The 12,893-nt window shown below is 70.3% G+C and carries 10 protein-coding genes and 1 pseudogene; 2 read left to right on the plus strand and 9 right to left on the minus strand.

Annotated features, from left to right (window positions below; genetic code table 11):
• Positions 1–22 precede the first annotated feature (22 nt).
• Entirely contained in the window at positions 23–1,156 is a 1,134-nt protein-coding gene (locus tag JIX55_RS18175; RefSeq protein WP_257564364.1) for a M48 family metallopeptidase, read from the plus strand.
• A gap of 138 nt (positions 1,157–1,294) precedes the next feature.
• Here the strand turns inward: JIX55_RS18175 and JIX55_RS18180 are convergent, their stop codons facing one another.
• From JIX55_RS18180 to proB, 5 genes are all read right to left on the minus strand, one after another.
• Positions 1,295–2,365, minus strand: a complete 1,071-nt coding sequence (locus tag JIX55_RS18180; RefSeq protein WP_257564365.1) for an SCO2583 family membrane protein — start codon at positions 2,363–2,365, stop codon at positions 1,295–1,297.
• 121 nt (positions 2,366–2,486) lie between these two features.
• Positions 2,487–3,083: an SCO2584 family spore wall biosynthesis protein gene (locus tag JIX55_RS18185; protein ID WP_257564366.1), complete on the minus strand. Its 597-nt coding sequence runs from the start codon at positions 3,081–3,083 to the stop codon at positions 2,487–2,489.
• 121 nt (positions 3,084–3,204) lie between these two features.
• Positions 3,205–4,491, minus strand: a complete 1,287-nt coding sequence (locus JIX55_RS18190) for a glutamate-5-semialdehyde dehydrogenase (protein ID WP_257564367.1) — start codon at positions 4,489–4,491, stop codon at positions 3,205–3,207.
• 87 nt (positions 4,492–4,578) lie between these two features.
• Complete coding sequence (locus JIX55_RS18195) at positions 4,579–5,046, minus strand: hypothetical protein (RefSeq protein WP_257569370.1); 468 nt, start codon at positions 5,044–5,046, stop codon at positions 4,579–4,581.
• A gap of 159 nt (positions 5,047–5,205) precedes the next feature.
• The gene (gene proB / locus JIX55_RS18200) at positions 5,206–6,393 is read right to left on the minus strand and encodes a glutamate 5-kinase (protein WP_443046448.1); all 1,188 of its coding nucleotides are present in this window, start codon (positions 6,391–6,393) and stop codon (positions 5,206–5,208) included.
• A gap of 297 nt (positions 6,394–6,690) precedes the next feature.
• Here proB and JIX55_RS18205 point away from each other — a divergent pair.
• Positions 6,691–8,756, plus strand: a pseudogene (locus JIX55_RS18205) (hypothetical protein).
• A gap of 303 nt (positions 8,757–9,059) precedes the next feature.
• Here JIX55_RS18205 and obgE read toward each other — a convergent pair.
• The 4 genes from obgE to JIX55_RS18225 all read right to left on the minus strand — a co-directional run bounded on the left by obgE (position 9,060) and on the right by JIX55_RS18225 (position 12,819).
• Positions 9,060–10,496: a GTPase ObgE gene (gene obgE, locus JIX55_RS18210; RefSeq protein ID WP_257564368.1), complete on the minus strand. Its 1,437-nt coding sequence runs from the start codon at positions 10,494–10,496 to the stop codon at positions 9,060–9,062.
• 168 nt (positions 10,497–10,664) lie between these two features.
• Complete coding sequence (gene rpmA / locus JIX55_RS18215; RefSeq protein ID WP_257545414.1) at positions 10,665–10,919, minus strand: 50S ribosomal protein L27; 255 nt, start codon at positions 10,917–10,919, stop codon at positions 10,665–10,667.
• 14 nt (positions 10,920–10,933) lie between these two features.
• Positions 10,934–11,254 (minus strand): 50S ribosomal protein L21, encoded by a 321-nt coding sequence (gene rplU / locus JIX55_RS18220; RefSeq protein WP_067245664.1) that lies wholly within the window; start codon positions 11,252–11,254, stop codon positions 10,934–10,936.
• 218 nt (positions 11,255–11,472) lie between these two features.
• Positions 11,473–12,819: a phospholipase D-like domain-containing protein gene (locus tag JIX55_RS18225; RefSeq protein WP_257564369.1), complete on the minus strand. Its 1,347-nt coding sequence runs from the start codon at positions 12,817–12,819 to the stop codon at positions 11,473–11,475.
• Positions 12,820–12,893: the final 74 nt, after the last annotated feature.

A 12,893-nucleotide genomic window follows, 5' to 3' on the forward strand; every position in this document is an offset into this window, starting at 1 on the left:
ATCAGACGCATGGGGGAAAAACATGCCGGACGACAGCCACGAGCAGAACGGGCACGAGAACGTGCCGAGCAGGCAGCGCAGGCGCTTCGAGGGGATCTCCTCGCGGGCGTACGAACACCCCGCGGACCGCTCGGCGCTGGTGGCGCTGCGCAAGCTCAGCGGCTTCGACACGGTGTTCAAGGCACTCAGCGGCCTGCTGCCGGAACGCAGCCTCAGGCTGCTGTTCCTGTCCGACTCCGTACGGGTCTCGGACCAGCAGTTCGCCCACCTCAACGACATGCTGCGGGACGCGTGTTACATCCTGGACCTGGAGAAGGTCCCGCCGATGTACGTGAACCAGGACCCGCAGCCGAACGCGATGTGCATCGGTCTGGACGAGCCGATCATCGTCGTGACCACCGGGCTCGTCGAGCTGCTCGACGAGGAGGAGATGCGGGCTGTCATCGGCCACGAGGTGGGCCACGCGCTCTCCGGCCACGCGGTGTACCGCACGATACTGCTCTTCCTGACGAGCCTGGCGCTGAAGGTCGCCTGGATCCCCCTGGGGAACCTCGCGATCATGGCGATCGTGACCGCCCTGCGCGAGTGGTTCCGCAAGTCGGAGCTCTCCTCGGACCGCGCCGGCCTCCTGGTCGGTCAGGACCTGCAGGCCTCCATGCGCGGTCTGATGAAGATCGCGGGCGGCAACCATCTGCACGAGATGAACGTGGACGCGTTCCTCGCGCAGGCCGAGGAGTACGAGGCCGGGGGCGACCTGCGCGACTCCGTGCTCAAGATCCTCAATGTGCTGCCCCGCTCGCACCCCTTCACCACCGTGCGCGCGGCCGAGCTGAAGAAGTGGGCCGAGTCCCGCGACTTCCAGCGGATCATGGACGGGCACTACCCGCGGCGCAGCGAGGACAAGGGCACCTCGGTGACCGACTCCTTCCGTGAGTCGGCCGCGCACTACTCGAGCAGCGTCAAGAACTCCAAGGACCCGCTGATGAAGCTGGTCACCGACATCGCGGGCGGCGCGGGCGACCTGGGCGGCCGGGTGCGACGCGGCTTCGGCGGGTTCGGCAACGCCGCGCCCGGTGGCCCGGGGACCAACGCCGACCAGGGTTCCGGCGGCGGCACCGACACCGCGCAGGAGGACAGGCCCCGGGACGACGAGTGACGCACGGCGACCGCCACTGACACATCCAGCGCCCGGCCCGGAGGTCCTGCCCTCCGGGCCGGGCGCTTTGTGCGTCAGGGCTTTCGGCCGGTTCCGCGTCGGACGTCACGGCCGGGCGCATGTCGTGTCGGTCCTCCGTCACACCTTCGGCTGGGTGCTCTCCGCGAGGGAGCCGCACAGGGCGGTGGCGGCGCCGGTGCTGTACGGGTCGGTGCCGGCGGCCGGGCCGCCCGCCTTGGCCGTCTGGCCGGCGAGCAGCGGGCGCAGATGGTTCGTGGCGTCGTCGGCGCAGGCCAGCGGCCCGGCCTGGACGTAGGAGACGACGACCTCGGCCTGGTGGGTGCGCAGATCGTCCTGGTCGAAGCGGAAGTGCAGTTCGCGCCGGACGGTGAAGAGCGAGGCCTCGACGCCTGCCTTGTCGCCCGACGGCCGCAGCGCGTACACGAAGGTGTGGGCGGCGACGACCTCCAGGGTGCCGGCGTTGAGTTCGGCTGCCTGGAGTGTGCCCTGGACACGGATCTTGCGGTCGGCGAGTGCCGCGCGGGACGGGTCGAAGCGGACCAGCCAGCCGGTGGGGGCGTGGCGTCCGTCCGCCGCCGGGTGATCGAAGCTCTGCTCGAACTGGTCGAGCTGCTCCGAGTCGACCAGTCGCCGCACGGGCTGGACGGTGGTGCCGCCGAGTACCTCCGGATCGAGCGCGGAGGCGACCAGGTACTCCTTGGCGATGGTCAGCGCGGAGACGACCTGGCTGTCGGTGAAGTGCTCGGTACGCCGGGTGGCCGGCATCGTGATGCCCTCGGCGCCGATCCGGAACTGGGCGGCCGGGCTGTGCGCGTACAGCGTCTCGGGCTCCTCGGCGCCGGGCACCGCGGACTGCGGGGACAGCGGTATCACCGTCATCCGGAGCGGCTCGGTGGGCTTCGCGGCCGGGGTCTCGTACGGGTGGCGGACGCCCATGTAGATCGCGGTGCCGAAGGCGAGGGCGATCAGCAGGACGAGGACCAGGGCCTGGCGGGAGAAGCCGCGGCGCAGGGGCGGACGGCGGCGCACGGCCGGGGCGTGGTCGGAGAGGCGCTCCTGGGCGGAGAACTCCTGGAGGCGGGCAGCGCGGACGAACGACTCGTCGAAGACGACGGATCGGTATTCGTCCTCTCCACCGCCGGGGGCGCCCTCGGGACTCCCCTCAGGTGGGTTTCCAGGCCCGCCCATACCTTCAGAGTAGGTCTGCGGGGGCCTCGGTAAACGCGCTGGTACACGACAAGTTCTGACAGGTCCTCAACAGGTTTTCGAACAGCTGTCGAACTTCCCGCCAAGGCCCGTCCAGGCCGTCTCAGGGCGTGCGGGGCGTCGCCGACGCCGCCGGCTGGGAGTAGTCCGCGGAGGCGGAGGGGCCCCTAGGGGTGCCCTGTTCGACGCCGGTGGTGGCGGGGGGCAGCGGAATCTCGTCGCGGCCGGAGGACGCGCCCCGGTAGACCGCGGTGAAGGCCAGCACGACCATGCCGATACCCATGACCAGGGCGAGGATCCAGGCGACGGGCCGGTGCCAGCGGGTCTGCTTGCCGTAGGGCCTGCCGTACGCCCCATCGGGGCCGTAGTAGCCCTCAAGGATGTCGGTGTCGTCGAGATCGTCATCACGACCGTGGCCGAAATCGGGGCCGTCGGGTCCGAAGCCGTCGTCGTAACGGTCGTCGTCGCCGCGGGCGCCTCTGGAGTGCGCCCGGCGCGCTTCGGCCTCCTGGGCCGCGGCACGGGCCTCCGCCGCTGCGAGCAGACGTTCGACCGCGGTCGGCTCGTGGACCACGGCCGCCCGTACGAAGTCCTCGTCGAAGACCACGGAGGCGAACTCTTCGTCCATACCCCCGCGGTCGCGGTCGTCGTCGGGCTCCCAGCCGTCAGGGAACGGCGTGCCCCCCACGTCCTCCGGCACGAACCCAGAGTAGACCGGGGTGGTCAATTTGGGCAGACGGTAAGGAAATTCATCCGTTTTGCCAGCTGGTCGCCAGCCTGTTCACAGGAACCGGCCGGCGCCCCAGGAGACCCGCGCCCAGCTAGCGGCGGATGTGTCCGTCGCCCGTGACGATGTACTTCGTGCTGGTCAGCTCGGGCAGGCCCATCGGGCCGCGGGCGTGCAGCTTCTGCGTGGAGATGCCGATCTCGGCGCCGAAACCGAACTGACCGCCGTCGGTGAAACGTGTCGATGCGTTGACGGCGACCGTCGTGGAGTCGACCAGCTGGGTGAAGCGGCGGGCGGCCTGCTGCGAGGTCGTCACGATCGCCTCGGTGTGGCCGGAACTCCACAGCCGGATGTGCTCCACGGCCCTGTCCAGCGAGTCGACGACGGCGGCGGCGATGTCGTACGACAGGTACTCGGTCTCCCAGTCGTCCGTGGTGGCCTCGACGACCGTGGCCCGGCTCTCCTTGGCGAACGCGAGCACGCGCTCGTCGGCGTGGACCGTGACCCCGGCGTCGGCGAGGGCGTCGAGGGCGCGGGGCAGGAAGACGGGGGCGATGTCCTGGTGGACGAGGAGCGTCTCGGCGGCGTTGCAGACGCTCACGCGGTGGGCCTTGGAGTTGATCAGGATCTCGATCGCGGTGTCGAGGTCGGCGTTGGCGTCGACGTAGACGTGGCAGTTGCCCGTGCCCGTCTCGATCACCGGGACGGTGGACTCCTCCAGGACCGTGCGGATCAGGGAGGCGCCGCCGCGCGGGATGAGCACGTCGACGAGACCGCGGGCGCGCATCAGCTCGCGTACGGACTCGCGGCTCTCGCCCGGGACGAGCTGGACGGCGTCGGCAGGCAGCCCGGCACCGCCGACGGCGTCGCGCAGCACGCGGACGAGTGCGGTGTTCGACTCGTAGGCGGAGGACGAGCCGCGCAGCAGGACCGCGTTGCCGGACTTCAGGCAGAGGGCCGCGGCGTCCACCGTCACGTTCGGGCGGGCCTCGTAGATGATGCCGACGACGCCGAGCGGGACGCGGACCTGGCGCAGGTCGATGCCGTTCGGGAGGGTGGAGCCGCGGACGACCTCGCCGACCGGGTCGGGCAGCGCGGCCACGTCGCGGACGTCGGCGGCGATCGCGCGGACCCGCTCCGGGGTCAGCGTCAGCCGGTCGACGATCGCCTCGCTGGTGCCGGCCTCACGCGCCCGCTCGATGTCCTTGGCGTTGGCCTCGACGATCTCGCTCGTACGGACTTCCAGCGCGTCCGCGACGGCGAGCAGCGCGTCGTCCTTGTCTGCGCGCGGGAGCGGCGCGAGGTCGGCGGCGGCGGCCTTGGCACGGTAGGCGGCCCGGGTGACCGGCGTCATGGAGTCGTACGGCGAGAGCGAGGTCATGGAGAAAGGGTAGTGCGCCCGGCGGGGGCGTCCATCGGCTGTTCCAAAGCGCGAGACACAGCCCACGGGTACTCCCGGCGGGACGGTTTAAAAGGGATGGACTCCCACGGGCGTCGCCGGCGGCGGCCCGAATCCCTCGGCGATCCGCAGGTGGTACGTCTGGCGGTCGATGACCTCCAGGCCAACGATCTCCCAGGGCGGCAGCCCGGCCGTCCGGCGGTGCTCGCCCCACAGGCGCAGGGCGACGGCGGCCGCGTCGTGGAGGTCGCGGGCCTCCTCCCAGTAGCGGATCTCGGCGTGGTCGTTGGCATAGCGGCTGGTCAGCAGAAAGGGGTGGTCGTGGGCGAGCTGTTCGAGGCCGCGCCGCACCTCCTTGAGGGGGGCCTCGGGCCCGGAGACGCTCAGCGTGACGTGCCACAGCCGGGGCAGGTCCTGTGGCTTCTCGACACTGTCGCCCTCGTACGTGTCCGAGGCGGCGACGCTGGTGAGCGCCCGCTCCTCGCCGGCCGCACGGGAGGTACCACCACCACGGGACGCCGGGGCCCCGGGGCGCACTCGTCTCACGACGGCCTCCTTCGCAACGATTCGTGCTTCGCAATAGGTCGTGCGGAATCTCCCCGAGAGAAAGTTGAGCAGGCTCAGGGGCTTCGCGTGGCGGTTTTACGGAACGCGAACCGCCGGGGCCCGTGCTTTCGCCCTTCCCTGGGCCGCTGGTCAGGGGTGCAGAAGGGCGAGGTCGTCCCTGTGTACGACCTCTCGTTCGTACGCGGGACCCAGCTCGCGCGCCAGTTCCCGGGTCGAGCGGCCGATCAGCTGGGGGATCTCCTTGGCGTCGAAGTTGACCAGCCCGCGCGCGACGGCCCGGCCCGTGCCGTCGCGCAGCTCGACGGGGTCGCCCGCCACGAACTCGCCCTCGACGGCCGCGATGCCGGCCGGCAGCAGCGACTTGCGGCGCTCGACGACCGCGCGCACGGCCCCGTCGTCGAGGGTGAGCGCGCCCTGCGGGGTGGAGGCGTGCTGGAGCCACAGCAGCCGGTCGGCGGAGCGCTTGCCGGTGGGATGGAAGTACGTGCCGGTGTCGCGGCCGGTCAGGGCGTCCGCCGCGTGGACGGCGCTGGTCAGGACCACGGGGATGCCCGCTCCGGTGGCGATCGCGGCCGCCTCGACCTTGGTGACCATGCCGCCGGTGCCGACACCGGCCTTGCCGGCGGAGCCGATCTCCACATGCGCGAGGTCCGCGGGGCCCCGCACCTCCGCGATCCGTGACGTGTCGGGCCTGCTGGGGTCTCCGTCGTACACGCCGTCCACGTCCGACAGCAGGACCAGCAGATCCGCCCGTACGAGGTGGGCGACGAGGGCGGCGAGGCGGTCGTTGTCGCCGAAGCGGATCTCGTCCGTGGCGACGGTGTCGTTCTCGTTGACGACCGGCAGGGCGCCCATCGCGAGGAGCTTGTCGAGAGTGCGGGAGGCGTTGCGGTGGTGGGAGCGGCGGCTCATGTCGTCCGACGTCAGGAGCACCTGCCCCACCCGGATGCCGTAACGGGCGCAGGAGGCCGTGTAGCGGGCCACCAGCAGGCCCTGGCCGACGCTGGCGGCCGCCTGCTGCCGGGCGAGGTCCTTGGGGCGGCGGCGCAGGCCCAGCGGCGCGAGCCCGGCGGCGATGGCGCCGGACGAGACCAGCACGATCTCCCGCTCTCCCCCGCTGCGGGCCTTGGCGAGGACGTCCACCAGGGCGTCCACCCGGTCCGCGTCGAGTCCCCCGGAGGCCGTCGTCAGCGACGAGGAGCCCACCTTCACGACGATCCGGTGCGCTTCCGCGACGCCCGCCCGGCTCCCGCCACCGCCCTCGACCGAGGCCCTTCGGGCCGCTCCTCCTGCACTTGTCGCCGCTGACACGCCCATCCCCAATGTTCCGACCAGCCCGGTGTGTGCACTCTGCAATCTACGGGAGCGGGCGAGGCGGACGCGTCTCCATTTCGAGGGGCGGACGGCAGCGGTCCGCCTCTCTGAGCCCTTGATGAGGAGATGCTGAGACGCCTCTCAAGGTTCCATGCGTTATGCCCGACTACTGGCGATTGTTCCCGCCGAAGATTGCTCCCCGGCCTCCCTAGGTCATACGGTCAGGGACCGGCCTCCTCAGGCCACCCCCAGACTCACCCTCCCCCTCCGTCCGTCGCACCGTCCGCAGGAGCCCAGCCCGTGCCCTCCGCAGGCCTCGTACCCCGCCGCATCGCGCAGCTGTCCGTGCTGCTCGCGATGTTCGCGCTCTTCACGGCCCAGATCGTCTCCGCACTGCTGCCGAACGTCCCCGTGTTCGTCGCCGCCAGTGCGGCGGGCCTCGTCCTGGACACGTTCTTGCAGTACCGGGACCCCGGGCTGCTCGCGCCCCTGGGCAAGGTCCGCTTCGACGCGCTGGTGCGCCAGCTGCTGCGCGACATGCTGGTCCTGGTGGGACTGCTGCGCATCGACGGCATCGATCCGCTGCGCGAGCAGGCCCCGCTCCTGGTCGGCCTCTGTGTCTTCTATGTGGCGCACTTCACCTGCCAGGCCGTCTCGGTGCTGGTGCGCCGCACCCGGACGCTGCCGATCGTCACCCGCAACATCGACGCCTCCGAGCTGCGCCTGACCGCCGCCCCGCCGCGCATCCTGGCCCGCCGCCAGGCCCACCGGCTGCTGACGTTCTCCCTGCCGATCACGGCCGGCCTGGTCCTCACCGCGGCCACGCGGGACGCCACCTGGGGCGGCCTCGGCCTCGGCGCCGGCCTCACCCTCCTCGTCGCGGGCACCGCGTACCTGGCGACCTGGCTGCTGCCGAAGAAGCGGGCGAAGAGCGAGCAGCAGGTCATGGAGTGGCTCGACAGGTGGCTGGCGCGGTACCAGCCGACCACCGCGATGTACTTCTCCGGCGGTACGACCTCGGCGTACCAGGCGAACATGTGGCTCTCCACGCTCTCCGAGCTGGAGAAGCCGCTGATCGTGCTGCGTGAGCGTTTCATGGTGCAGAAGATCGACGCGACGGACGTCCCTGTCATCTGCTTCCCGAAGGTGTCGTCGATGTTCTCCCTGGAGAACTCGACGCTGAAGATGATGCTGCACCCGGCGAACGCCGCGAAGACCTCCCAGGTGCTGCGCATCCCCACCATCAAGCACGCCTTCATCAACCACGGCGAGAGCGACAAGCTGTCGTCCTGCAACCCGTACGCGAAGGCGTACGACGAGGTGTGGGTCGCCGGTCCCGCCGCGCGCGAGCGGTACGCGCTCGCCGAGGTCGGCGTCGAGGACAAGGACATCGTCGAGGTCGGCCGCCCGCAGCTGACGCCGATCCGCCCGTACGCGGGCCCGCCCACCGGCACGTACACGACCGTCCTCTACGCCCCCACCTGGGAGGGCTGGGACGGCAACCCCGGCAACACCTCCGTGGTCCTGGCCGGCGAGAACATCGTCCGCAAGCTCCTCGCCGACGACAAGGTCCGGCTGCTCTACAAGCCGCACCCGATGACCGGCTCGGTCGACCCGCGCGCGGGGGCCGCGAACGAGCGCATCAAGGCGATGATCCGGGAGGCCAACACGAAGCGGTCCGGGGCTCGCCCCGGCCCCGAGGCCGCAGCCGAACTGGACCGCCGCACCACCGAGTTGGACAAGCTGACCTCCACGTCGTTCCGGGCCAGCGCGGACGAGATGGAGCGGATGCTGCTGCAGGGCACGCCCAGCGGGAACCGTGCGGCGGCCATCGCCGAGGCGACGCTGGCGTGGGAGAAGGCGTATTGGGCGTCGTTCCCCGAGTGGGAGCACCTGATCGTCACCGAGGCGCGGCCCGCGATCTTCGCCTGCTTCAACGCGTCCGACCTGCTGATCAGCGATGTCTCGTCGGTCGTCTCCGACTGGCTGTCCAGCGAGAAGCCGTACTCGGTCGCGAACACGTCCGGTCTGTCGGAGACGGCGTTCCGGGCGGCCTTCCCGACGGTCTCCGCCGTGTCGTCCTCACGCCCAAGGCGGGCGGCGTCCCGGCCCTCCTCGACGCGGTCCGCGACCCCGAGAAGGACCAGTACACCAAGGCCCGCGCCGAGCTCAAGGAACAGCTCCTCGGCCCCTCCGACCCGCCCTCCCTCGTCCGCTTCGGCTCCGCGGTGAAGGCGCTCTGCGCCAAGGCCGACGACCGCCGCGTACGCATGGAGTCCCGCCTCGCCAACGAGATCCCGTCGCCTCGGAAGGCGGGGGAAGACGTGCTCGAAGGAGAGCCCAGCGACACGGAGGCGCTCCGTTAGGGAAAGCCGAAGGGCCCCGGGGGTGGACAGCCTCCGGGGCCCTTTTGTCGTTCGGGTACTTCAGCGCCTCATAGCGCGGGGGATGCGCTCGTAGGGCGACTGCGGGTGGTGGGTGGCTGATCGCGCAGTTCCCCGCGCCCCTTGAGTACCCGGCGGTCGTGGCTGCGGGGCAGTCGTGCCGCTGGGGCGGCGCGGGTGGGTGCAGGCGGTATCCCGTAAGCGCCGGCCGCGGGACCTGACCGCGCCCAGCACCGGCCGCCGGGCGCCGCGGAACCCCCGGGCGCCCGAAGAACCCCGCGCCCTCTAGAACGGCTCGAAGTCGTCGTACGCCTTCTCGACCTCGTCCCGCTCCGCCTGCCGGTCACGGCGGCGCTGGACGGCGGGACGGGGCGCCTCGAAGCGGTGGTCTTCCCCACGGCGGCCGAGCATCTCCGCCCCGGCCATGACGGTCGGCTCCCAGTCGAAGACGACCGCGTTGTCCTCGGGCCCGATGGCGACGCCGTCGCCGGACCGGGCACCGGCCTTCATCAGCTCCTCCTCGACACCGAGGCGGCTGAGACGGTCGGCGAGATAGCCCACCGCCTCGTCGTTGCTGAAGTCGGTCTGACGGACCCAGCGCTCGGGCTTCTCGCCCCGCACGCGGAAGAGACCGTCCTCCTCCTGAGCGACCGTGAAGCCCGCGTCGTCGACGGCCTTGGGCCGGATGACGATCCGGGTCGCCTCCTCCTTCGGCTTGGCGGCCCGCGCACTGCCCACGAGGTCGGCGAGGGCGAAGGACAGCTCCTTCAGCCCGATGTGGGCGATGGCGGACACCTCGAAGACCTGGTAGCCACGGGCCTCGAGGTCCGGCCGCACCATCTCGGCGAGGTCCTTGCCGTCGGGCACGTCGATCTTGTTGAGGACGACGATCCGGGGCCGCTTGTCGAGCCCGCCGTACTGCTTCAGCTCCTCCTCGATGATGTCGAGGTCGGAGACGGGGTCACGGTCCGATTCCAGCGTCGCCGTGTCGAGGACGTGGACGAGGACGCTGCAGCGCTCGACGTGGCGGAGGAACTCCAGGCCGAGGCCCTTGCCCTGGCTGGCGCCGGGAATGAGCCCGGGGACGTCGGCGATCGTGTAGACCGTGTCGCCGGCCGTGACCACGCCCAGGTTCGGGACGAGCGTCGTGAACGGGTAGTCCGCGATCTTCGGCTTGGCGGCCGACAGGACCGAGATCAGCGAGGACTTGCCCGCGCTCGGGTAGCCGACGAGCGCCACATCGGCGACCGTCTTCAGCTCCAGGACGATGTCGCCCATGCCCCCCGGCACGCCGAGCAGCGCGAAGCCGGGCGCCTTGCGGCGGGCGGAGGCGAGGGCCGCGTTGCCGAGACCGCCCCGGCCGCCCTGCGCGGCGACGAAGGACGTGCCGTGGCCGACGAGGTCGGCGAGGACGTTCCCGTGCTTGTCCAGCACCACCGTGCCGTCCGGCACGGGAAGGACGAGGTCCTGCCCGTCCTTGCCGGAGCGGTTGCCGCCCTCGCCCGGCTTGCCGTTGGTGGCCTTGCGGTGCGGGGAGTGGTGGTAGTCGAGGAGGGTCGTCACGGACTGGTCGACGGTGAAGATGACATCGCCGCCCCGGCCGCCGTTGCCGCCGTCGGGGCCGCCGAGCGGCTTGAACTTCTCACGGTGGACGGAGGCACAGCCGTGGCCTCCGTTACCCGCGGCGACATGCAGCTCGACGCGGTCCACGAAGGTGGTCATGGTGGGTGCCTCCAGATACGCGCTATGCGTGGTGTTCGGAAATGTCTTACGTGTAACACGTCAAAGGCGGACCCACTTCCCGTACGGAATCCCGTACGAGAAGTGAGGTCCGCCTCGACGAATCGCTCTACGGAAGCCTTGGTCGAAAGACCGGGCGAGTCAGAAGACTCAGGCGACCGGAACGATGTTCACGACCTTGCGCCCACGAGCAGTGCCGAACTCGACCGCACCGGCGTTCAGCGCGAACAGCGTGTCGTCCTTGCCGCGGCCGACACCCGAGCCCGGGTGGAAGTGCGTGCCGCGCTGGCGGACCAGGATCTCACCGGCGTTGACGACCTGACCGCCGAAGCGCTTCACGCCGAGCCGCTGAGCATTGGAGTCGCGACCGTTCCGAGTGGACGATGCGCCCTTCTTGTGTGCCATCTCTCCTCAGTCCCTTACTTCGCAGCCGCGGGGATCTCAGTGACCTTGATCGCCGTGTACTGCTGGCGGTGGCCCTGACGACGGCGGTAGCCGGTCTTGTTCTTGTAGCGAAGGATGTCGATCTTGACGCCCTTGTGGTGGTCCACGACCTCGGCCTGGACCTTGATGCCGGCCAGCACCCACGGGTCGCTGGTCACAGCGTCGCCGTCGACAACGAGCAGGGTCGAGAGCTCGACCGTGTCGCCAACCTGGGCAGTGGAAATCTTGTCAACCTCAACGATGTCGCCGACAGCAACCTTGTGCTGGCGACCACCGCTGCGCACGATGGCGTACACGCGGATCTCACTCTCTCGCTCGGGAACGGCACCCCCGCAGTCCAGCCGCCCGACATGCGAGCAGCCTCTCCCACGGCGCCCGGCGCGCGGAAGGAATGAGGTTTACGGGGATGTGACGCGTCTCTACCTACGGACACGCCGACGGTCAAGGTTACGGGGCTACGCCCGAAGGGGTCAAACCGAGCCCCTCCCGCATCACCCGGCCGCCCCTTCGCCCGTCACCTGGCCGGCTTCTCGCCGTCCGCCGGCAACGGCTTCACGCCCTTGCACAGGTCCGTGGTGTCGGCCTTGCCCGGGTAGGCGACGCCGATCACCTTGTTGAAGTGGGTCCGGTACATGTCGTGCACGGCGTCGTCGTCCACCTTGACGATCGACTCGTCGTTCTCACGCAGCGCGGGCCCGGTGTAGTTGCCCGAGCCGGTGAAGCTGATCTTGTTGCGGACGCCGTCGTACATGCCGTCCACGAGGATGTACTTGGAGTGGATGATGTACGGCGTGATCAGCTTCTGCCCGGGGTTCACGGGGTCCCGGTCGTCGTTGTAGCAGCGCACGGTCGGCCCGCCGGACGTGTGCATCTTCTCCCACGTCCCCGCCGTACCACCCGAGCTCTTCGCGCTGTCCGACTCCGCGTACACAATGCTCACGTTGCAGCCGGCCTTCTTCAGCGCGACCAGCTTCTCGGCGATCGCCATCCGCGTGATCTTGAAGATCGCCACCCGCACCCAGGTCTTCTGCGTGACCCCGGCACTGTCCTTGTACGAGCACTGCACGTTGTTGAGCACCGAGTACACGGTGTCGGTGGCGCGGCTGCTCCCGGCCCGGGGGAAGAAATACGCCTTGTAGAGGCCGTTGCTGACGGTCCGGTACTCCCAGGACGCCCAGTCCTGCGCGACCTGGGTGTCGAAGTAGTCCGCGTACGCGTCGTACATCGTCGGGTTGTTCGGCAGCAGCAGCGCGTCGTTGAAGAACTTGGTGTGCGCGGAGGGCGTCGAGTTGGACGTCGTCTGCACGACCACGTTCGTGGCGCCCGCGACCGCCGAGAACAGCCAGAACTTGTTGTGCATGATCGACTGCCCGTACTTCGGGTCGCCGAGGCAGGACTTGTCGACGGGGCAGGTCGCTATGTACGACCCCTTCGTACGGTCGGTGCCGAGCGCGGCGGCGAGGCTGCCGTACGCGGTGTTGGCGGGGCGGTCGCTGATGCTCGACTCGTCCAGCAGGATCTGGACGTTGACGCCCCGGTCCTTGGCGGCGACGAGCGCGTCGACGACGGGCGCCTCCCACACGTGGTAGACGGCGACCTTGATGGTGGAGCCGGGCAGCGCGGCGGCCGTCAGCTCGATGAGCCGCGTGCGTATCGCGAGTTGCTCGCTCTCCTCGCCCAACGGGTCGTTGAAGAGGGGGCCTTCGGTCCAGGTCGGAGCGGCCTGCGCGGTGCCGGCGGACATCGCCGCCTGCACCCCGGCCGCCGTGAGGACGGTGGCCAGCGCCACCACCTTGCGTCCCACCCCGACCGGCTTCACAGCACGGTGCCGCCCAGTGTCCTTCAGGCGCACGCGCGCCATGCGATCCCCTCCCCGTTCCCGTCCCGCCTCAGATTCGTGTGACTACGTGAGTTTTACAGGCGCCTCACCGTGCC

The organism is Streptomyces sp. DSM 40750 (assembly GCF_024612035.1).
GTDB lineage: Bacteria > Actinomycetota > Actinomycetes > Streptomycetales > Streptomycetaceae > Streptomyces.

What these genes read in the sequence shown, in the direction of transcription:
- JIX55_RS18180 (WP_257564365.1), bottom strand. Translation starts at nt 2,365, where the DNA reads ATGGGCGGGCCTGGAAACCCACCTGAGGGGAGTCCCGAGGGCGCCCCC.
- proB (WP_443046448.1), bottom strand. Translation starts at nt 6,393, where the DNA reads ATGGGCGTGTCAGCGGCGACAAGTGCAGGAGGAGCGGCCCGAAGGGCC.
- rpmA (WP_257545414.1), bottom strand. Translation starts at nt 10,919, where the DNA reads ATGGCACACAAGAAGGGCGCATCGTCCACTCGGAACGGTCGCGACTCC.
- obgE (WP_257564368.1), bottom strand. Translation starts at nt 10,496, where the DNA reads ATGACCACCTTCGTGGACCGCGTCGAGCTGCATGTCGCCGCGGGTAAC.
- JIX55_RS18225 (WP_257564369.1), bottom strand. Translation starts at nt 12,819, where the DNA reads ATGGCGCGCGTGCGCCTGAAGGACACTGGGCGGCACCGTGCTGTGAAG.
- JIX55_RS18190 (WP_257564367.1), bottom strand. Translation starts at nt 4,491, where the DNA reads ATGACCTCGCTCTCGCCGTACGACTCCATGACGCCGGTCACCCGGGCC.
- JIX55_RS18175 (WP_257564364.1), top strand. Translation starts at nt 23, where the DNA reads ATGCCGGACGACAGCCACGAGCAGAACGGGCACGAGAACGTGCCGAGC.